Below are 20,247 nucleotides of genomic sequence, written 5' to 3'. Positions count from 1 at the left end.
GTCGCTTAGAAGCTGGCGCCGACGCTAAAGGCTACGAAGTCACGGTCGATCGAAGTGTTGTACTCGCCACCGAAGAAGTCGGTGTAGGACAGGTTGGCCGTGTAGGTGTTCTGGTACTCGGCTTCCACGCCAAGGCTGACAGCCTTACGGCCTTCTTCGAAGTTGGCAGCAGGACCAGGCGAGTAACCGTCAACGTCATGCGACCAGGCTACGCTCGGGCGCAGGTTCACACCGGCGAACACGTCCGGGTAATCCCAGATGGCACGGGTGCGATAGCCCCAGGAGCTGTGCGTGGTGTAACCGTCGTCGTTGCAGTCTTTGGTGGCGTTGGAGTAGTCGGCATTGTCGAGAGCACCAGCGACAGTGGCGTTGTTCAGGAGTTCACAAGTGCCATTTGGCAGTTCGCCCGGGCCGAAGACCGGATCACGACCATAGCGTGCTTCGCTGGAGTGCTCCAAACCACCCACGAAGGTCATACCAACCTCGCCCACCAGAGTCAGACGGCTGGCGCCCATAACCTGATCGACGAAGTGGGTGAAGGTGGTTTGAATCTGGGTAACTTCCTTGCGGTTATACCCATGACGAGTAGAACCCACGGCCCCATCAAGGACCGAAGCGTCAGCATACGGGTTGTCAAAGCCAGGGTTGGTCAACGGACGCACAGCCGAGTAGAGAACGTCCGTGGTATTGAGCGCAACCGGGGCGTTGGGGCGATAGCTGACCTCGCCACTCCAAGCAGTACCGGTAGGCAGAGTAGTGGAGAAGCTCAAGCCATAGAGACGGATGTCTTCCGGATACTCCATGAAATAGCTGGAGCTACCGGCAATCGCCAGCGCAGAGGCGGAACCGTTAAGAACCGGCAGAATGGCGTTGGCAACGTCATACACATCTTGACCAGGAGCAGTGGCACTGAGAATCGGTGCACGACTGTGGTAGTTCATCGCATAAGCGCCGAACTCAGTGTCCAGCGGCTCGAAGAAGTAGCGGAACGCCAAACCCCACTGCCCGCTATCACGAGCGTCGCGATCATCCGCACGGACAACCAGGTTACCCTCGGAATTGACGTCTAGCGGGTCCAGACCGCCCCCTACCAGAATCGGGTTGAGAATCCCATCGACCCGATCAATGTTGTTGGACAGCAGACGCAGGTTGTCATCACAACCGTCTGCAGCCACATCGACTTGGGAGAAGAAAGTACCGCAGTTGTCGACTACAGTCTGGCTCCACTCAAGCTGATAGAAGGCTTCGGCAGACAGATTCTCAGTAAGACTCTGCGACACGTAGAACATGTTGACCGGAATCAGGCCTTCCTTGATCTCGGCGCCAGGGCGACGGAACGCAGAAACGTCGACCGGGTTGACTGCGTTGATGCTGTTCTGGATGAAAGTACTTTCACCCCAGCTCACCACCTGCTTGCCCAGACGCACGGAGCCCGGCTGATCGGCGATGGAGTAGTTGTGGTAGACGAAGGCGTCGAGGATTTCCGCACCGGATGCCTGGGCACCCTCTTTACGGTTGCTGTCGTCGATATCCTTGAACAGACGGCTCTCGTCCTTCAATTCGAAGTCGTACCAGTACTTGCCACGGACGAACACGCCGGTGTCGCCGTACTTCAGCTCGAGGTCGTGGATGCCCTTGAAGATCTTCGAGAAGGTTTCGCCCTTCTTGAAGTTCAGGCGACCGTCGTCGGTGGTCTGCGACAGGCCTTGGCCGCCGTTGTTGACACCGATCAGATCAGGATCGGCACCGCGCGTGGACCAGCTTGCACCTACGGAGAGAGAGGAGTCGAGCTGACCCTCGATCTCACCGATGTTGAAGGTGACGCCGAATGCCGGGGCAGCCAGGGTTGAGGCAAGGCTGACTGCCAGAGGCAGTTTGGCCAGACGCCAGAACGGTTTAGTTGTTGTCATCGACGCTACTCCATGTGTTTTTTGTTATGGATGGTGCGGACTATAGCCAGTGGTCTCTTGAGCTTGATCCCCCGAAAGTGTGATTTCCGAGCCCAACCCCTCTAGACCGCCGAGTCAGTAAACTCATACGGGCTGAAAGCACGCCGTTAGACAGCAATTTACAAGCCAAGCGTTTGCTCGGTTCTTGATAAAGGCCGCGACTGGCGTGACCAGGCGCCTACAGAGTAGACAGGAATGCACTCCCCGCAGCCTGCCACTGGGCGATATCCAGGCGAATGCGTTTCTTATCCAGCTTACCCACGCTGGTCTTGGGAATATCGGTAACAAGTGCAATCTGACTGGGTATCGCCCACTTGTTGATACTGCCCTGCTCGACGAAGGGCTTGAGATGCTCCTTCAGCCCACGCGCATCGAGGGTTTGCCCCTCACGGACGACCAGTAACGCGAATGGACGCTCCCCCCACTGCGGGTCGGCAATCCCCACCACTGCCACTTCACGCACGGCTGGATGGCGACTGATCAGATCCTCCAGCTCCAGCGAAGACAGCCACTCGCCACCGGTCTTGATCACATCCTTGATGCGATCACGGATATCGATGAAACCGAAGTCATCCAGGGTCGCCACATCGCCGGTATGCAGCCAGCCGTGCTCCCACAGCTCGGCACTTTTTTGCGGCTCGTTGAAGTAACCCATGGTCAGCCAGGGCGCACGCAACACCAGCTCCCCCTGAGTCTCGCCATCGGCCGGCAGCAGACTCCCATCCGCAGCCATGATGGCCGCCTCCACCAGCGGCACCGGGACACCCGCCTTGATCCGATAGCTGATGCGCTCGTTTTCGCTGCCCGCGAACAACTCATCATTGATATGGCCACAGGAAATCAGCGGGCAGGTCTCGGACATGCCATAGGCCGCAGTAAGCTGAATGCCGCGCGCCTTAGAAGTCTCGTACAGGGCACGATTCAGCGCGCTGCCGCCGATGATCAGTTTCCAGCCGCCAAAATCCACGCCCTGCCCAGCCTTGGCATTGAGCACCATCTGCAGGATGGTCGGCACACAGTGGGAGAAGGTGACCTTCTCCTTTTGCCACAACTGCACCAGCAGCTCGGGGTCGTAACGCCCCGGATAGACCTGTTTCACGCCAAGCATGGTGGCCACATACGGAATGCCCCAGGCATGCACGTGGAACATCGGCGTGATCGGCATGTACACATCATTGGTACCGAGCAGGCGCACGCTATCCAGGCTGCCCAGCACACTGGCCTCGGCCAGGGTGTGCAGCACCAGTTGGCGGTGGGTGAAGTACACGCCCTTGGGATTACCCGTGGTGCCGGTGGTGTAGAAGGTGGTGGCTACCGAGTTCTCGTCGAAATCCGGGAAGTCATACTTCGTGCTGGCAGCGGCCAGCAGGTTCTCGTATTCGCCCACCAGATTGGTGATGTCTGCGGTTTTTTCCGGCGCGTCTGTCAGCAAAATGGTCTTGGCCACAGTAGTCAGCTGACTTTCGATACCCTTGTAGAGCGGCACGAACTCGCTGTTGACCAGGACGAACTTATCCTCGGCATGGTTCATGGTGTAGAGGATCTGATCGGCAGACAGGCGGATGTTGATGGTATGCAGCACCGCGCCGATCATCGGAATGGCAAACATGCACTCCAGGTAACGATGGCTGTCCCAGTCCATCACCGCCACGGTATCGCCAGCCTTGACCCCGGCCTCGCTCAGCACATTGGCCAGGCGCGCCACACGCTCATTGAAGGTGGCGTAGTTGTAGCGCACCAGATCGCGATAGACGATCTCGCGGGTCTTTTCATAGCGGACGCCAGAAAGCAGCAGACGCTTGATCAGCAGCGGCGCCTGGTTAGCACTTTCGGTTGGCGGGATGATCTTGGTCTGCAGCATGTCGGCACCTGATTTCTTGGAGTTGTTCTATGGCGCCCAATCTAGAGGGGCGCAAGCCATGCTTAATCAGCCCAAAGAATGATTTTCCCCATGACTCTTTGGCCACTTTTAGTCACGGAGTAGAATCACCCCAATCCAGTGGTATTAGGTTTTCCAACAAGAGGTAATACCGATGTCCGATATCGTCATCGTCAGCGGCGCCCGCACCCCCATGGGTGGCTTTCAGGGCAGCCTGTCCGGCGTGCCCGCCGTGGAGCTGGGCGCCATCGCCATCCGCGAAGCCGTGGCCCGTGCCGGCATCCAGCCCGCCGACGTGCAGGAAGTGATCATGGGCTGCGTGCTGCCCGCCGGCCTCAAGCAGGGCCCAGCCCGCCAGGCTTCGCTGGGTGCCGGCCTGCCTGCCGCCACTGGCTGCACCACCATCAACAAACTGTGCGGTTCCGGCATGAAGGCCGTGATGCAGGCCTTCGACGCGCTCAAGGCCGGCAGCAACCAGATCATGGTCGCCGGCGGCATGGAAAGCATGTCCAATGCCCCCTATATCCTTGAAAAAGCCCGTACCGGCCTGCGCATGGGCCATGGCGAGATCAAGGACCACATGTTCCTCGACGGCCTGGAAGACGCCCGCACCGGGCGCCTGATGGGTTCCTTCGCTCAGGAAACCGCCGACCAGTACGGCATCAGCCGTGAAGAGATGGACGCCTACGCCATCGAGTCGCTCAAGCGCGCCCAGGCCGCCATCGCCGACGGCTCGCTGGCCAGCGAGATCGTTCCGGTCACCGTCACCAGCCGCAAGGGCGAAGTCGTGGTCAAGGACGACGAGCAGCCGCTGAATGCCAACCTGGATAAGATCCCCGGCCTCAAGCCGGCGTTCAAGAAGGACGGCACCATCACCGCCGCCAACGCCAGCTCGATCTCCGACGGCGCCAGTGCCCTGGTGCTGATGACCGCAGAAGAAGCCGCCAAGCGTGGCCTCAAGCCGCTGGCCAGGATCGTCGCCCACGCCACCCAGAGCCAGGACCCGAGCGAGTTCACCATCGCGCCGATCGGTGCCATGAGTAACCTGTTCAAGAAGACCGGCTGGAGCAAGGCTGATGTCGATCTGTTCGAGATCAACGAAGCCTTCGCCATGGTCACCATGCTGGCCATTCGTGAGCACGGCCTGGATCACGCCAAGGTCAACGTCTATGGCGGCGCCTGCGCCCAGGGCCACCCGGTCGGCTCCACCGGCTCGCGCCTGATCGTCACCCTGATCAACGCCCTGCAGAAGAAAGGCGGCAAGCGCGGCGTGGCCTCGCTGTGCATCGGCGGCGGCGAAGCCACCGCAGTGGCGATCGAACTGCTGTAACTAGTGCGCCAACGAAAAGCCCCGCCTAGGCGGGGCTTTTTTATGACATATGGCTTGAGAAGGTACACAGCACTTGTAGGAGCGAGCTCTGCTCGCGAATCAGGCCCGTAAAGCGCTTCGCGAGCAGAGCTCGCTCCTACAACGGCACCGCTCAGCGCAGCTCGGTAAAGGCCAGCTTGATGCCCAACCCGACCAGCACAGCACCCATCATCCGGTCGAACCAGTGGCCCATCCGTGCGAAACCAGAGCGCACTCGCGCCTGACTGAACAACAGCGCCACCAAGCAGAACCACAAGCCCGTAGCAAAGGCCAGGTAGACCCCGTAACCCGCCTGCACGGTGAGCGGGGTATGCGGATTGATCACCACGGTGAACAGCGACAGGAAGAACAGCGTGGCCTTGGGATTCACACCATTGGTGACGAAGCCGGTCATGAACGCGCTGCGTGCCGAGCGCGCCAGCCCATCCGCCTGTACCTCCAGGGCACCCGCCGGCGCCGGGCGCGCGCGCAAGGCCTTGATGCCGATATAGAACAGGTAGGCCGCCGCCAGCCACTTCAGCGCGTTGAACAGCACGATCGACTGCGACACGATCAGGCCGATACCCAGCAGCGAATAAGCGACATGCACGAAGATGCCCGTCCCAACACCCACGGCGGTCCAGGTGCCGGCACGGCGGCCATGGGCCACGCTCTCGCGCACCACGATGGCAAAATCCGGCCCCGGGCTGGCCACAGCCAGCAGGTGGATCAGCGCCACGGTGAGAAACTCCGCCCAGTACATACAACCTCCAAATAGTGGGAAACATCTGTCCAGGCTGGCAACCTTACGCCAGCCCCCTTGCTGACGACAGGCACAGTTGATGAACAACAGCACCCGCGCGGTCTTCCTCGATCACGCCTCCCTCGACCTTGGCGACCTGGACATGGCGCCACTGCGCCTGGCCTTCAGCGAGCTGACCCTGCACGCCAGCAGCGCACCTGAGCAGGTGGCCGAACGCCTGCAGGGCGCCCAGGTGGCGATCAGCAACAAGGTGCGCCTGGATGCCGCCACCCTGGCCGCCTGCCCCGAGCTCAAACTGATCCTGGTCTCCGCCACCGGCACCAACAATATCGACCTGGCGGCCGCCCGCGCACGGGGCATCAGCGTCTGCAACTGCCAGGGCTACGGCACCCCGTCGGTGGCGCAGCACTGCCTGATGCTACTGCTCGCCCTGGCCACCCGCCTGCCGGACTACCAGCGCGCCATCCGTGACGGCGCCTGGCAGCGCGCCAGCCAGTTCTGCCTGCTGGACTTCCCGATCATCGAGCTGGAGGGCAAGACCCTCGGCCTGCTCGGCCATGGCGAACTGGGCGGTGCGGTGGCGCGCCTGGCCGAGGCCTTCGGCATGCGCGTGCTACTCGGCGCCCTGCCCGGCCGCCCGCCGCGTGCCGACCGTTTGCCGCTGCAGCAACTGCTACCCCAGGTGGATGCCCTGACCCTGCACTGCCCGCTAACCGAGGACACCCGCCACCTGATCGGTGCCGCCGAGCTGGCCCTGATGAAGCCGCAAGCGCTGCTGATCAACACCGCCCGCGGCGGCCTGGTCGACGAACAGGCCCTGGCCGATGCCCTGCGCGCCGGCCATCTGGGCGGCGCGGCCTGCGACGTGCTCAGCGAGGAACCGCCGCGCCACGGCAATCCACTTCTGGCAACGGACATTCCGAGCCTGATCATCACCCCGCACAATGCCTGGGGCAGCCGCGAGGCGCGCCAGCGCATCGTCGGGCAACTGGCCGAGAACGCGACGGCGTTCTTTTCCGGCGCGCCCAAACGGGTAGTCAGCGGGTAAACTACGCGCCTTTTTCAGCGGCCGGAGAACAGGAATGGACCCACGCAGCGAAGTACTCCTGCGCCAGGCAGAACTCTTCCAAGGCGACCTGCTGCTCGCCGGGCTGCCCGCCGATGACCTGCTCGGCCAGTTGCCGCACGCCCACGGCTGGAGCTGGCATGCCGGCGAGCAGCAGGTACTGGAGGCACGCTTCGCCGGGCGCAGCCAGTTCGGCACCCGCGCCCCGCAGCGCAGTTTCGCCAGCGCCGTGCTGTTCCTGCCCAAATCACGCGAACTCACCGATTACCTGCTGCAGGCGCTAGCCGCGCGCCTGGCTGGTGGCGAGCTGTATCTGGTCGGCGAGAAACGCGGCGGCATCGAACGCGCCGCCAAGCAGCTGGCCGCCTATGGCAAACCGCGCAAGCTGGACAGCGCCCGCCACTGCCAGCTGTGGCAGGTCAGCGTCACGCACTCCCCCGCGACGCCTGACCTGCACAGCCTGGCGCAACGCTATCGGCTGGAGCTGAGCGACGGCCCACTGCAAGTGCTCAGCCTGCCGGGCGTGTTCAGCCATGGTCGCCTGGACCGTGGCAGCGCCCTGCTGCTGGAACACCTGGACGGCCTGCCCAGCGGTCATCTGCTCGATTTCGGCTGTGGCGCCGGCGTACTCGGTGCGGTACTCAAGCGCCGCTACCCGCAGAGCCAGGTCAGCCTGCTGGACGTAGATGCCTTCGCCGTCGAAAGCAGCCGCCTGACCCTGGCTGCCAATGGCCTGGAGGGCACGGTGATCGCCGGCGATGGCATCGATGCAGCGCCACGGGAACTGGCCGCCATCCTCAGCAATCCGCCCTTCCACCAGGGCGTGCACACCGACTACCAGGCCAGCGAACACCTGCTGCGCCAGGCTGCCAGCCATCTGGTGCGCGGCGGCGAGTTGCGCCTGGTGGCCAACAGCTTCCTCAAGTATCCACCGCTGATCGAGCAGCACCTGGGCAGCTGCCAGACGCTCAAGGACGCCGAGGGCTTTCGCATCTACCGCGCCATCCGGCGCTAAGTCGAGGCCCAACGGACGCGACTATCTGTCGCCCTAGGTTGCCCAAGCCGGCCGAGTTGGGCAAAATGCCGCCCGTCCTAGGGGAGTAGTCTCCCGTGAGCGCCCGCTCACCCGGCATGCGTCAACACACTTGCTCCGCAGAGCATGGCGCATGCGACCCAAGACCCTAACCGGCCTGGGTTTGACAAGACCTATGACACGCACACCTTACCCGGGGCGGGGAGGTCGTACGTGTCATAGCACAGTCAAACCCGCCCCTTAGGAACCGCCTGATGTTGGAATCCCTGTTCGTCCCTACCGCCATCGTTGCCCTCGCTGAAATCGGCGACAAGACGCAACTACTCGCCTTGCTGCTGGCCGCCCGCTTTCGCAAACCTTGGCCGATCATCTGGGGCATTGTCGTCGCCACCCTGGCCAATCACGCCGCCGCTGGCGCTGTCGGCAACTGGGTCGCCAGCTTCTTCTCCGCCACCACCCTGAGCTGGGTGCTGGCCGCCTGCTTTGCCGCCGTGGCCCTGTGGACGCTGATTCCGGACAAACTCGACGATGACGAAGCTTCCAGCCTCAAGCGCTATGGTCCCTTCCTCACCACCCTGGTGGCGTTCTTCCTCGCCGAGATGGGCGACAAGACGCAGATCGCTACCGTGATGCTGGCCGCGCAATACCCGGACTTCCTCCTGGTGGTCATCGGCACCACCCTGGGCATGCTGCTGGCCAATGTGCCGGTCGTGCTGGCCGGCAACTTTGCCGCCGATCGTCTGCCGCTGACGCTCATTCGTCGCCTCGCCGCTCTGGCGTTTGCCGCCCTGGCTCTTTACGCAGCCTCTCAAGCTCTAGGCCTGGGCAGCGGAGTCTGAGCAACGGCGAACCCGCGCACCCTTTCAGGGCTGATGACGGCACCCGGCGGGCTGGTAATCTGTGCAGCAAGTTGCGCAGTTACCAACTCAGGCAAGGAGCAGTAGATGTCATTGGAAGAGATGAAAAAGCGGGTTCGCCAGCATATCGACCTGTCTTGGAACAAGGGTCGCCTGGCCCTGGCCGAACAGCTGCACAGTCAGGATTTTCTCTACAAGAGCTCATTCGTGGGCCGGCCGCTGAGCAGTAGCGGTTACGTGCAGATGGTGCAGGACATCCGCCACGCCATGCCGGATCTGGAAGTGGTGATTGAGGACTGCATCGCCGAAGGCCTCAAGGTCGTTACCTGGAGCACCCTGATCGGCACCATCCAGAAACCCGCTTTGGGATACCCGCCCAGCGACAAGGTCATGAGCATCTCGGCCATGGCCTTCTGGACCTTTACCCCGGCCGGCGATATCCGCGAGATCTGCACCATGTTCGACATGGAAAGCTTCCGCGCCCAGCTCGGTCTGGAAACCCGCCCGTTCGCCGAAAAAGCCCTGCCCTGAAATGAAAACGGCGCCCTTGGGCGCCGTTGTTACTTCATTGCCTACCCCTGGCCTGCTGATACAACGGCATGACCTTGGGGATCGCCGCCTGCAGTGACGAGATACGCGTACTGGACGATGGGTGAGTGCTCATGAACTCGGGCGGTGCGCCACCGCCGGCCTGACTCATCTTCTGCCACAGGCTGATCGCCGCATTCGGGTTGTAGCCAGCGCGCGCCGCCAGTTCCAGACCGATGATATCCGCTTCGTTTTCGTTGCCGCGGCTGTTGGGCAACATCATCCCGTACTCCACCGCGGCATCGGCCAGCGCCAGGCTGTCCTGACCGAGTCCCAGCAAGGCCCCTGCGCCCTGCTTGGCCATTTCCATGCCGTAGGCCTTGGACATCGCCTCGCGGCTGTGTTCACGCAGCGCATGGGCGATCTCATGGCCCATCACCGCAGCGAGCTCATCGTCCGTCAGTTGCAGCTGCTCGATCAGACCGCTGTAGACGATGATCTTGCCGCCCGGCCCACAGTTGGCATTCAGCTCCTTGCTGTCGATCAGATTGACCTGCCAGTCCCACTGCGCCGCATCCGCGCGAAATACCGGCGCCTGGGCAATCAGACGCCTGGCAATGGCATCGACACGCTTGGCATTTTTGCTGCGCTTGTCCAACACCCCCTTACCCGATGCCTCGCTGAGGGTCTGCTGGTAGGACTGCGCATACATCTGGTTGACCTCGGCGGTCGACAGCATGCTGAACATGTACTGCTTGCGCTCGACGCCAACGGCGCCGCCGCTGGTGGTGTTCACGGCCTGACAGGACGCCAGCAGGGAGCAGGCCGCTAGGGCCGTCAGGCGAAACAAGGTATTCATGAAGGTTCTCCAGGTGAACGAGAGGCCTATGGCGAATTTGGATACAAGCGAGTCGGAGAAGGGCAATCCTCCATTTCAAGAGGGCGGCTATGCTAGGCCGCCCTCAGAGACGAAACAATGGCCTCACTGGTACTAGTCTCTATACGAGGAGTCCGTGCATCGTCCCGCAGCCTTTGCCCTACCCAATCGATGCACTACGACTTTTATACAGAACCTGAGACCAGCGGCATCTTCACTGGTTGCAAATCAGGCTAATGCTTTGCCACCGGGCTGCCGATATGCCGGGAAAGGCGCCATCCGAGCGACATGGAGTTTCTATGCGATTCAAGTCCATCCAGTTTTCCGTGGTCATCATGGCCGGCGCGAGCATCCTGGCCGTGGTGGTGGCACTGGTGCTCTACGCGCTGTTCGCCGGGTCGCGCACCCAAGCCCTGCTGCAAGAACGCACCCAGGGCCTGCTGGAGGAAGTGATCGACCAACGCCTGGTCGCCCTGGCCGAAGCGCAGGTCGGCCAGCTGCAGCGTCAATTCGAGCGCCCCATGACCATTGCCAAATCCCTGGCAACCCTCAACAGCAGCCTGGGCAGCGGAGTGAACGGTACACCCTCCATCAGCCTGAGCCGCGATGAACTGTCAGCATTGGTCGCCGATACGCTCAAGGCCAACCCGGAACTGCTCGATCTCTATATCGGCTGGGAACCCAACGCCCTCGACCAAGACGATGATCTTTACGCCGGCCAGGAAGCCAGCGGCTACGATGCCACCGGGCGTTTCATGCCCTGGTGGTACCGCGAAGGAAATGAACTCAAGGTGGCAGCGCTGACCGCGGTACAGATGGAAAGCGAGAAACGCCTGCCCACCGGAGTCCGCGAGGGCGAGTACTACCTCTGCCCGAAAAGCAGCAAGCAGCCCTGCGTGGTCGACCCGGCATCCTACGACTATGGCGGTAAGCAGGTGCTGGTCTCCTCCTTCAACGCGCCGATCCTGGTCGACGGCCAGTTCCGTGGCGTGGTCGGCAATGACCTGGCTCTAGACTTCATCCAGGGCCTACTCAACCAGTCCAAAGGCAAGTTGTATGGTGGCGCCGGCGAACTCGCGCTGATCGCAGCCAACGGCACGCTGATCGCCGCGACCAAGGATGCCAGCCTGATCGGCAAGCCGGCCGACGCAGCACTCGGCACTACCCTGATGGGCAAACTGAAGGAAAGCCGCGACGACACCCCTATCTATAACCTCGACCAGGAACAGCAGCTATTCCAGCTGCTGCTGCCCTTCCAGGTAGCCGGCACCGCAACGCGCTGGACGCTGGCCATCGAGCTGCCGGCCAAGGCCGTCTTCGCCGATCTGGAAAAACTCCAGGGCGTGCTCGCCGAGCAAGCGCAAGACGACACCCTGGGCATGACCCTGGTCGGCCTGCTGGTGGCCGCCCTCGGCCTGCTGGTGATCTGGTTCGTCGGCTACGGCATCGCCCGCCCGCTGAAGGACATGGCCGCCATGCTCGACGACATTGCCAAGGGCGACGGTGACCTGACTGTGCGCCTGCGGGTGGACCGCGCCGACGAACTCGGGCAGATCGCCAACGGCTTCAACACCTTCCTCAACAAACTGCAGAACATGATCCGCGACGTGGTCACCTCGGTGCAGAAGGTCAGCGACTCCTCCGAGCACACCGCCGACATCGCCATCCGCACCAACGAAGGCGTGCAACGGCAGATGGCTGAGATCGACCAGGTCGCCACCGCCGTGCACGAGATGACCGCCACCGCCCAGGACGTGGCGCGCAACGCTACCCAGGCCGCCGAAGCCGCCAACCATGCCGACCGGTCGGCCAACGACGGCAAGAACATCGTGCAAAAAACCTCCGCAGCGATTGCCTCGCTGGCCACCGAGATCGGCCGCGCCACCGGCGTGGTGCAGACCCTGGCCAAGGACAGCGAGAACATCAACGCCATCCTGGTAGCCATCCGCGGCATCGCCGAGCAGACCAACCTGCTGGCCCTCAATGCTGCGATCGAGGCGGCACGGGCCGGCGAGCAGGGTCGCGGCTTCGCCGTGGTGGCCGACGAGGTGCGCAACCTGGCACAGAAGACCCAGCAGGCCACCGGAGAGATCCAGACGATGATCCAGCAGCTGCAGCACGGCACCCGCGAAGTGGTCAACGTCATGGAGCAGAGCCAGGCGCGTACCGACGACAGCGTGCAACAGGCTGCTGCAGCGGCTCAGGCGCTGGAGTCGATCACCCAGGCGGTATCGGTGATCAACGACATGAACACACAAATCGCCAGTGCCGCCGAGGAGCAGAGCGCGGTGGCCGAAGACATCAACCGCAACGTCACCAATATCGGCCAGGTCGCCGGGGAAGTGGCCGGCGGCGCCGACGAGGCTAGCCAGGCCAGCGCCGAGCTGACCAAGCTGGCCGAGCAGCAGCGGCGACTGATCAACCAGTTCCGCGTGTAATCAGGAGAGCGAAAGCCCAGACCGTAGCCCGGACTTCAGTCCGGGGCTGTCGACAGATCCCGGACTGAAGTCCGGGCTACGCCTCTGTCAGCCCTTGTGCGCCCAACGCTGACGCAGCCACTCCAGGTCTTCCGGGCGAGTGATCTTCAGGTTATCCGCCCGCCCCTCGATCAGGCGCGGCGCCAAGCCTGCCCACTCCAGCGCCGACGCCTCGTCGGTCACCGCCACACCCGCAACCAGGGCATCGGCCAGGGCACGGTGCAGCGCGGCGAAATGGAACATCTGCGGCGTATAGGCCTGCCAGATCACGCTACGATCGACGGTTTCCTGCACTCGACCATCCGCGCCGGCACGCTTGAGGGTGTCGCGTGCCGGTACGGCCAGCAGGCCGCCAACCGGATCATCGGCCAGCTCGGCCAGCAGCAGGTCGAGATCGGCGCGCGCCAGGTTGGGTCGCGCCGCATCGTGCACCAGCACCCAATCACCTTCCTGCGCACCCAGCTCGCGCAGGTGCAGCAGGCCATTGAGTACCGAGTCGGCGCGTTCGCCGCCGCCATCGACACGCTGGATGCGTGGATCACGGGCAGCGGGCAGTGCCGGCCAGAAGGGATCGTCCGCTGCCAGGCAGAGCACCAGGCCCTTGAGCTGCGGATGATCGAGAAAACAATCGAGGGTGTGCTCGAGAATGCTGCGCCCAGCCAGCTGCAGGTACTGCTTGGGACGGTCGGCACGCATGCGCGAACCGATGCCGGCAGCGGGAATCACCACCCAGAACGGCGGCAAGGCAGCAGTGGTCATTCGGCCAGCTGATAGAGGGTCTCGCCCTCTTTGACCATGCCCAGTTCGTGGCGCGCCCGCTCCTCGACGGTCTCGGTGCCCTGTTTGAGCTCCATGACCTCGGCTTCGAGAATCTGGTTGCGCTCCAGCAGGCGCTCGTTCTCGCCTTGCTGTTCGGCGATCTGGCGCTTCAGCTCGGTAACCTGGGCCAGGCTGCCATCGCCCACCCACAGGCGATACTGCAGGCCGGACAGCACCAGCAGCAGAGCGAGGAACAACCAGTAAGGGGCTTTAGCCATCGAACTCAGAATCCATAAGCAAAGGGCAGCTTGCGCTGCCCTTTTACCATTCCCGGCTTAGCCGCGGAACTCGGCGCGGCCTTTATAAGGAGCCTTGCCGCCCAACTGCTCTTCGATACGCAGCAGCTGGTTGTACTTGGACACGCGATCCGAGCGGCACAGCGAGCCGGTCTTGATCTGGCCAGCAGCAGTGCCCACGGCCAGGTCGGCGATGGTGCTGTCTTCGGTTTCACCGGAACGGTGCGAGATCACCGCGGTGTAACCGGCGGCCTTGGCCATCTGGATGGCTTCCAGGGTTTCGGTCAGCGAGCCGATCTGGTTGAACTTGATCAGGATCGAGTTGCCGATCGACTCGTCGATGCCGCGCTTGAGGATCTTGGTGTTGGTGACGAACAGATCGTCGCCAACCAACTGGACTTTCTCGCCGATCTTGTCGGTCAGCACTTTCCAGCCGGCCCAGTCGGACTCGTCCATGCCGTCTTCGATGGAGATGATCGGGTAGCGCTGGGTCAGGCCGGCCAGGTAGTCGGCGAAACCTTCGGCGCTGAATACCTTGCCTTCGCCAGCCAGGTCGTACTGGCCGTCTTCGAAGAACTCGGAGGAAGCGCAGTCCAGGGCCAGGGTCACGTCAGTGCCCAGCTTGTAGCCGGCGTTGGCCACGGCCTCGGCGATAGCCGCCAGGGCGTCTTCGTTGGAAGCCAGGTTCGGCGCAAAGCCGCCTTCGTCACCGACGGAAGTGCTCAGGCCACGGGCTTTGAGCACGGCTTTCAGGTGATGGAAGATCTCGGTGCCCATGCGCAGTGCGTCGGAGAAGGTCTTGGCGCCAACCGGCTGGACCATGAACTCCTGGATGTCGACGTTGTTGTCAGCATGCTCGCCGCCGTTGATGATGTTCATCATCGGGACCGGCATCGAGTAGACACCCGGGGTGCCGTTGAGGTCGGCGATGTGTGCGTACAGCGGCACGCCCTTGGCCTGGGCGGCAGCCTTGGCGGCGGCCAGGGACACGGCGAGGATGGCGTTGGCGCCCAGCTTGCCTTTGTTCTCGGTGCCATCGAGGTCGATCATGGCCAGGTCGAGGGCTTTCTGCTCGCGGGCATCGAAGCCCAGCAGCAGGTCACGGATCGGGCCGTTGATGTTGGCCACGGCCTTCAGCACGCCCTTGCCCAGGTAACGGCTCTTGTCGCCATCACGCAGTTCCAGCGCTTCGCGCGAACCGGTGGAAGCACCGGACGGCGCACAGGCGCTGCCGATGATGCCGTTGTCGAGGATTACATCGGCTTCTACAGTGGGGTTGCCACGGGAGTCGAGAACCTCACGGCCCTTGATGTCGACGATCTTTGCCATTCTTGTCAGCTCCAACAGTTGAAATACGCGATCCGGATACGAAACTCAGGCAGTTTCGATCGGCGCAAAACTCTTGATCAGGTCATCCAGCTGCTTGAGCTGGGTGAGGAAGGGTTCCAGCTTGTCCAGACGCAGGGCGCAAGGACCGTCGCACTTGGCGTTGTCCGGATCCGGATGGGCCTCGAGGAACAGGCCGGCCAGACCCTGGCTCATGCCGGCCTTGGCCAGGTCGGTGACCTGGGCACGGCGACCACCGGCGGAATCGGCGCGCCCGCCCGGCATCTGCAGGGCATGGGTGACGTCGAAGAACACCGGGTAGTTGAACTGCTTCATGATGCCGAAGCCGAGCATGTCCACCACCAGGTTGTTGTAACCGAAGGAGGAGCCGCGCTCGCAGAGAATCAGCTGGTCGTTACCCGCCTCTTCGCACTTGGTCAGGATATGTTTCATCTCCTGCGGGGCGAGGAACTGGGCCTTCTTGATATTGATCACCGCGCCGGTCTTGGCCATGGCCACCACCAGATCGGTCTGTCGCGAGAGGAAGGCAGGCAACTGGATGATGTCGCAGACCTCGGCCACCGGAGCAGCTTGATGCGGCTCGTGGACGTCGGTAATCACCGGCACGCCAAAGGTCTTCTTCACTTCCTCGAAGATCTTCATGCCCTCTTCCAGGCCCGGGCCGCGGAAGGAAGTGATCGAGGAACGGTTGGCCTTGTCGAAGCTGGCTTTGAACACGTAGGGGATGCCGAGCTTCTCGGTAACCCGCACGTATTCTTCACAGGCCTTCATCGCCAGGTCGCGCGATTCCATGACGTTGATGCCACCGAACAGCACGAATGGCTTGTCGTTGGCGATCTCGATGCCGCCAACCTTGATGATCTTCTGGGTCATGTCCTTTGCCTTATGCCTTGCCGGCCTGCTTCAGTGCGGCCTTGACGAAACCGCTGAACAGCGGGTGGCCATCACGCGGGGTGGAGGTGAATTCCGGGTGAAACTGGCAGGCGACGAACCACGGATGATCCGGCGCCTCGACCACTTCGACCAGGGCGCCGTCGGCGGAGCGACCGGTGACTTTCAGGCCGGCCTGCAGCAGTTGCGGCAGCAGGTTGTTGTTCACTTCGTAACGGTGGCGGTGACGCTCGACGATGACATCCTTGCCGTAGCACTCACGCACATTGGAGCCGGCCAGCAGCTGGCAGTCCTGGGCGCCCAGGCGCATGGTGCCGCCCAGATCGGAGGCATCGGTACGGACTTCGGTGGCGCCGGTGGCGTCTTGCCATTCGGTGATCAGACCGACCACCGGGTGCGCGCCGTTCTGATCGAACTCGGTGGAGTTGGCGTCTTTCCAGCCCAGCACGTTGCGGGCGAACTCGATCACCGCGACCTGCATGCCGAGGCAGATGCCCAGGTACGGGATCTTGTTCTCGCGAGCGTACTGCACGGTGGTGATCTTGCCTTCCACGCCGCGCAGACCGAAGCCGCCGGGCACCAGGATGGCATCAACGCCTTCGAGCAGGCCGGTGCCTTTGTTCTCGATGTCTTCGGAGTCGATATAGCGCAGGTTGACCTTGGTGCGGTTCTCGATGCCGGCATGGCTCATCGCTTCGATCAGCGATTTGTAGGCATCCAGCAGCTCCATGTACTTGCCGACCATGGCGATGGTGACTTCCTTCTCCGGGTTCAGCTTGGCATCCACCACGCGGTCCCACTCGGAGAGGTCGGCCGGGTTGCATTGCAGACCGAAGCGCTCGACGACGAAGTCGTCCAGGCCCTGAGCATGCAGCACGGACGGAATCTTGTAGATGGTGTCGACGTCTTCCAGGCCGATCACCGCGCGCTCTTCGACGTTGGTGAACAGGGCGATCTTGCGCCGCGAGGACTGGTCGACTTCATGGTCGGAGCGGCAGATCAGCACATCCGGCTGCAGGCCAATGGAGCGCAACTCCTTGACCGAGTGCTGGGTCGGCTTGGTCTTGGTCTCGCCCGCGGTGGCGATGTAGGGCACCAGGGTCAGATGCATCAGCATGGCACGCTTGGCGCCCACTTCCACACGCAGCTGGCGGATCGCCTCGAGGAACGGTTGCGATTCGATGTCGCCGACCGTACCGCCGATCTCGACCATGGCCACGTCGGCATCGCCGGCACCCTTGATGATGCGGCGCTTGATCTCGTCAGTGATGTGCGGGATGACCTGGATGGTCGCGCCCAGATAATCACCACGGCGCTCCTTGCGCAGCACGTCTTCGTAGACGCGGCCGGTGGTGAAGTTGTTGTTCTGGGTCATGGTGGTGCGGATGAACCGCTCGTAGTGGCCCAGGTCGAGGTCGGTCTCGGCGCCGTCGTGGGTGACGAACACCTCACCGTGCTGGAACGGGCTCATGGTGCCCGGATCGACGTTGATATAGGGATCCAGCTTGAGCATGGTGACCTTCAGGCCCCGCGCCTCCAGGATGGCTGCCAGTGAAGCCGAAGCGATGCCTTTCCCCAATGAAGAAACAACACCACCCGTGACGAAGATGTAGCGCGTCATGAAAAATCCTAGAAGTCTGCGTTCAAGCGGTCAGCGCCGCCGGGGTGAAAGCGCAGGCCGGCACTCTTGGCCAACCTGAAATAAGCAAGCTTCCGCGGGTTCCGGGGAACTCGCAGAAAGCAGTAACAAGACGGGAGCGTAGTCTACCGGAAAGGCCCTTTCAGCTCAAACCTTGCTCGCTCGTCGGCGGCTGCCAGGACAATTGCCAATCGCCCCACTGCGAACCGTCCAAGCCAGGCAGGTTGGCCACGGCCAGCAGCTCCTCACCGCGATACAGCAGCGGCAATCGGCCGCGGACAAAGGCCGGCACGCCACGTTCGTTGAGCAAACGTTTCAGATCGCGATGACCGCGCCCCGGCAGCTCCAGCACTTCACCACCGATTCTGTAGCGCACCTGCAACTCGCCCACGGGGTATTCGCCGCGCAAATGGAGCCGACCATTGCCCGGCAATTGCAGCGACTGCGCCGGTTCAAACCAGGCTGCGGGCAATGACGGCGTGCTCAGCCATTCACCTGCCAGCCACCACAACCGTTCGTCGGCGCGCCTCAGCTCCCCCGCCGCCAGACGCCAGACCGGCGCACTGTCGACTGCCGCATCGCGCAGATCCTGCCAGCCCTGCCAGTGCTCGCTATCCGGCAGCGCCGTGCGCGGCGCCAGCCAGTGACGCAGCGCATTGCGCTGGCGTGCTGCCGACAACTGCCGCAGCGGCCCGAGCGCCAGCGAAGGCAGTCCCAGCCAGGCATATTCCGAGGAGGGCGCAGCGGCGGCCAGATCCAGCTCAGCCAGCTCATCGAGCAGGCCCTGCGCCTCGCGCATATGCTCGGCGCTGCGTGCCAGGTTCTGCCTAGCCTGCGGCCACTGGCGCGCCAGCAGGGGCAGGACTTCCGCACGCAGGAAGTTACGCGCGAAACGCGTATCCGCATTGGACGGGTCCTCGACCCAGCGCAGTTCATGCTGCTGCGCGTAAGCCTCCAGTTCGCTGCGCGAGACCGCCAGCAATGGGCGCAGCAAAACGCCCTGGCCAAGCGCCCGCTGCGCCGGCATAGCGGCCAGACCGCGCACGCCAGCACCGCGCAACAGACGGAACAGCAGGGTTTCGGCCTGATCATCGCGGTGCTGCCCGGTCAACAATAGCTCGCCAGCACCCAGACAGCGTTCGAATGCGGAATAGCGCGCCTCACGCGCCGCCCGCTCAAGGCTGGCTCCGGCAGCGACCTGTACATAGGCGATCTGCAGCGGCACGCCCAGCCCATCGCACAGCTGCTGGCAGTGCTGCGGCCAGGTATCGGCAATCGCCTGCAGACCATGGTGCACATGAATAGCCGAGAGCGGCGGCAAGGCCTGACGGTCGCGCAGACGCGCCAGCAAGTGCAGCAATACGCTGGAATCCAGACCACCGGACAGCGCCACCCGCCAGGCCGGGGCTGCCAGCCAGGGCTGTAGTGCTGCGAGCAGTCGGTTTTCGAGAGAAGTCATCGGCCAAGCTTAAAGCAACAGCCAATAACAACAACGGGCCCGAAGGCCCATTGTGCGTGCAGCAGGATGATCAGGCGATGCCGTAGCTCATCAGACGCTGGTAACGACGCTCCAACAGCTTGTCGTTATCGAGCTTCTTCAGGCCCTTGAGCTGCGACAGCAGCTCCTTGCGAATGCTCGCCGCCGCCAGAACTGGGTCACGGTGGGCACCACCCAATGGCTCGGCGATCACCTTGTCGACGATGCCTAGACCTTTCAGGCGATCGGCAGTAATACCCATGGCCTCGGCCGCATCCGGCGCTTTCTCCGAGGTTTTCCACAGGATCGAGGCACAGCCTTCCGGCGAGATCACCGAGTAGGTGGAATACTGCAGCATGTTCAGCTGGTCGCAGACGCCGATGGCCAGCGCGCCGCCGGAACCGCCTTCGCCGATCACGGTGGCGATGATCGGGGTTTTCAGGCGCGACATCACGCGCAGGTTCCAGGCGATGGCCTCGCTCTGGTTGCGCTCTTCGGCGTCGATACCCGGGTAAGCCCCCGGGGTGTCGATAAAGGTCAGGATCGGCAGCTTGAAGCGCTCGGCCATTTCCATCAGGCGGCAGGCCTTGCGATAGCCTTCAGGACGCGGCATGCCGAAGTTGCGGCGCACCTTCTCGCGCACTTCGCGGCCCTTCTGGTGACCGATCACCATCACCGGCTGATCATCCAGACGGGCAACACCGCCGACCAGGGCGGCATCGTCGGAGAAGTGCCGGTCACCATGCAACTCGTCGAACTCGGTAAAGATATGTTCGATGTAATCGAGGGTGTAGGGACGATGCGGATGGCGTGACAGCTTGGAGATCTGCCAGCTGCTGAGATTGCTGAAGATGCTCTCGGTCAGCGTATTGCTCTTGTCCTGCAGGCGGGCAATCTCGTCGCTGATGTTCAGCGCATTGTCGTTACCGACCAGGCGCAACTCTTCGATCTTGGCTTGCAGGTCGGCGATCGGCTGTTCGAAGTCGAGAAAGTTCGGGTTCATAGGCGTCCGTCTTGCATCGGCGGCCGAGTGGCCGGGCGGCTGGTTCCATCTGGCGCAT

The 20,247-nt window shown here is 62.8% G+C and carries 17 protein-coding genes, 1 pseudogene and 1 riboswitch; of the genes and pseudogenes, 7 read left to right on the top strand and 11 right to left on the bottom strand.

Going from position 1 to position 20,247, the window contains the following annotated elements:
* Positions 1–5: 5 nt before the first annotated feature.
* Positions 6–1,910 carry a DUF1302 domain-containing protein gene (locus LRS11_RS11785; protein ID WP_260493181.1) on the bottom strand — a complete coding sequence of 635 codons (1,905 nt, stop codon included), beginning with the start codon at positions 1,908–1,910 and terminating at the stop codon, positions 6–8.
* 217 nt (positions 1,911–2,127) lie between these two features.
* On the bottom strand, positions 2,128–3,810 hold the full coding sequence (locus LRS11_RS11780; protein ID WP_260493180.1) for a fatty acid--CoA ligase: 1,683 nt from the start codon (positions 3,808–3,810) through the stop codon (positions 2,128–2,130).
* Positions 3,811–3,982: 172 nt separating this feature from the next.
* Between LRS11_RS11780 and LRS11_RS11775 the strand changes: the two genes are divergently transcribed.
* Positions 3,983–5,158, top strand: a complete 1,176-nt coding sequence (locus LRS11_RS11775; RefSeq protein ID WP_260493179.1) for a thiolase family protein — start codon at positions 3,983–3,985, stop codon at positions 5,156–5,158.
* 151 nt (positions 5,159–5,309) lie between these two features.
* Here the strand turns inward: LRS11_RS11775 and LRS11_RS11770 are convergent, their stop codons facing one another.
* Positions 5,310–5,939 (bottom strand): LysE family transporter, encoded by a 630-nt coding sequence (locus LRS11_RS11770; protein ID WP_260493178.1) that lies wholly within the window; start codon positions 5,937–5,939, stop codon positions 5,310–5,312.
* A 79-nt stretch (positions 5,940–6,018) separates the two neighbouring features.
* Between LRS11_RS11770 and LRS11_RS11765 the strand changes: the two genes are divergently transcribed.
* The 4 genes from LRS11_RS11765 (at position 6,019) to LRS11_RS11750 (ending at position 9,426) form a co-directional block, all read left to right on the top strand.
* Positions 6,019–6,987 (top strand): 2-hydroxyacid dehydrogenase, encoded by a 969-nt coding sequence (locus LRS11_RS11765; RefSeq protein ID WP_260493177.1) that lies wholly within the window; start codon positions 6,019–6,021, stop codon positions 6,985–6,987.
* 34 nt (positions 6,988–7,021) lie between these two features.
* A complete protein-coding gene (locus LRS11_RS11760) occupies positions 7,022–8,020 on the top strand; it encodes a class I SAM-dependent methyltransferase (protein ID WP_260493176.1) in 999 nt (332 codons plus the stop codon).
* A gap of 68 nt (positions 8,021–8,088) precedes the next feature.
* A riboswitch (yybP-ykoY riboswitch) is annotated at positions 8,089–8,202 on the top strand.
* A 93-nt stretch (positions 8,203–8,295) separates the two neighbouring features.
* Positions 8,296–8,877: a TMEM165/GDT1 family protein gene (locus LRS11_RS11755; protein WP_260496907.1), complete on the top strand. Its 582-nt coding sequence runs from the start codon at positions 8,296–8,298 to the stop codon at positions 8,875–8,877.
* A gap of 105 nt (positions 8,878–8,982) precedes the next feature.
* Complete coding sequence (locus LRS11_RS11750; protein ID WP_260493175.1) at positions 8,983–9,426, top strand: ketosteroid isomerase-related protein; 444 nt, start codon at positions 8,983–8,985, stop codon at positions 9,424–9,426.
* 34 nt (positions 9,427–9,460) lie between these two features.
* On the opposite strand, the gene LRS11_RS11745 is transcribed toward LRS11_RS11750, so the two are convergent.
* Positions 9,461–10,282 (bottom strand): M48 family metallopeptidase, encoded by an 822-nt coding sequence (locus tag LRS11_RS11745; protein ID WP_260493174.1) that lies wholly within the window; start codon positions 10,280–10,282, stop codon positions 9,461–9,463.
* A gap of 254 nt (positions 10,283–10,536) precedes the next feature.
* Between LRS11_RS11745 and LRS11_RS22505 the strand changes: the two are divergent.
* Positions 10,537–11,880, top strand: a pseudogene (locus LRS11_RS22505) (HAMP domain-containing protein); the annotation flags it as partial.
* Between the two features lie 15 nt (positions 11,881–11,895).
* A complete protein-coding gene (locus tag LRS11_RS22500; RefSeq protein WP_409519811.1) occupies positions 11,896–12,738 on the top strand; it encodes a methyl-accepting chemotaxis protein in 843 nt (280 codons plus the stop codon).
* An 87-nt stretch (positions 12,739–12,825) separates the two neighbouring features.
* Here the strand turns inward: LRS11_RS22500 and ispD are convergent, their stop codons facing one another.
* The 7 genes from ispD to accA form a co-directional block, all read right to left on the bottom strand.
* On the bottom strand, positions 12,826–13,536 hold the full coding sequence (gene ispD / locus LRS11_RS11735) for a 2-C-methyl-D-erythritol 4-phosphate cytidylyltransferase (protein ID WP_260493172.1): 711 nt from the start codon (positions 13,534–13,536) through the stop codon (positions 12,826–12,828).
* A complete protein-coding gene (gene ftsB / locus LRS11_RS11730; RefSeq protein WP_173204216.1) occupies positions 13,533–13,814 on the bottom strand; it encodes a cell division protein FtsB in 282 nt (93 codons plus the stop codon). The genes ispD and ftsB overlap by 4 nt, the downstream gene beginning before the upstream one ends.
* Before the next feature lie 57 nt (positions 13,815–13,871).
* Positions 13,872–15,161 carry a phosphopyruvate hydratase gene (gene eno, locus LRS11_RS11725; RefSeq protein WP_260493171.1) on the bottom strand — a complete coding sequence of 430 codons (1,290 nt, stop codon included), beginning with the start codon at positions 15,159–15,161 and terminating at the stop codon, positions 13,872–13,874.
* 45 nt (positions 15,162–15,206) lie between these two features.
* Positions 15,207–16,052, bottom strand: a complete 846-nt coding sequence (gene kdsA, locus LRS11_RS11720) for a 3-deoxy-8-phosphooctulonate synthase (protein ID WP_260493170.1) — start codon at positions 16,050–16,052, stop codon at positions 15,207–15,209.
* Between the two features lie 10 nt (positions 16,053–16,062).
* Complete coding sequence (locus LRS11_RS11715; protein ID WP_260493169.1) at positions 16,063–17,691, bottom strand: CTP synthase; 1,629 nt, start codon at positions 17,689–17,691, stop codon at positions 16,063–16,065.
* A gap of 160 nt (positions 17,692–17,851) precedes the next feature.
* Positions 17,852–19,168, bottom strand: a complete 1,317-nt coding sequence (gene tilS, locus LRS11_RS11710; RefSeq protein ID WP_260493168.1) for a tRNA lysidine(34) synthetase TilS — start codon at positions 19,166–19,168, stop codon at positions 17,852–17,854.
* A 70-nt stretch (positions 19,169–19,238) separates the two neighbouring features.
* Positions 19,239–20,189: an acetyl-CoA carboxylase carboxyl transferase subunit alpha gene (gene accA, locus LRS11_RS11705; protein WP_260493167.1), complete on the bottom strand. Its 951-nt coding sequence runs from the start codon at positions 20,187–20,189 to the stop codon at positions 19,239–19,241.
* Between the last annotated feature and the right edge of the window lie 58 nt (positions 20,190–20,247).

This window comes from Pseudomonas sp. J452 (assembly GCF_024666525.1).
GTDB lineage: Bacteria > Pseudomonadota > Gammaproteobacteria > Pseudomonadales > Pseudomonadaceae > Aquipseudomonas.
The sequence above is the reverse complement of the archived record's forward strand: the minus strand, read 5'-3'. Positions and strand labels throughout refer to the sequence as shown.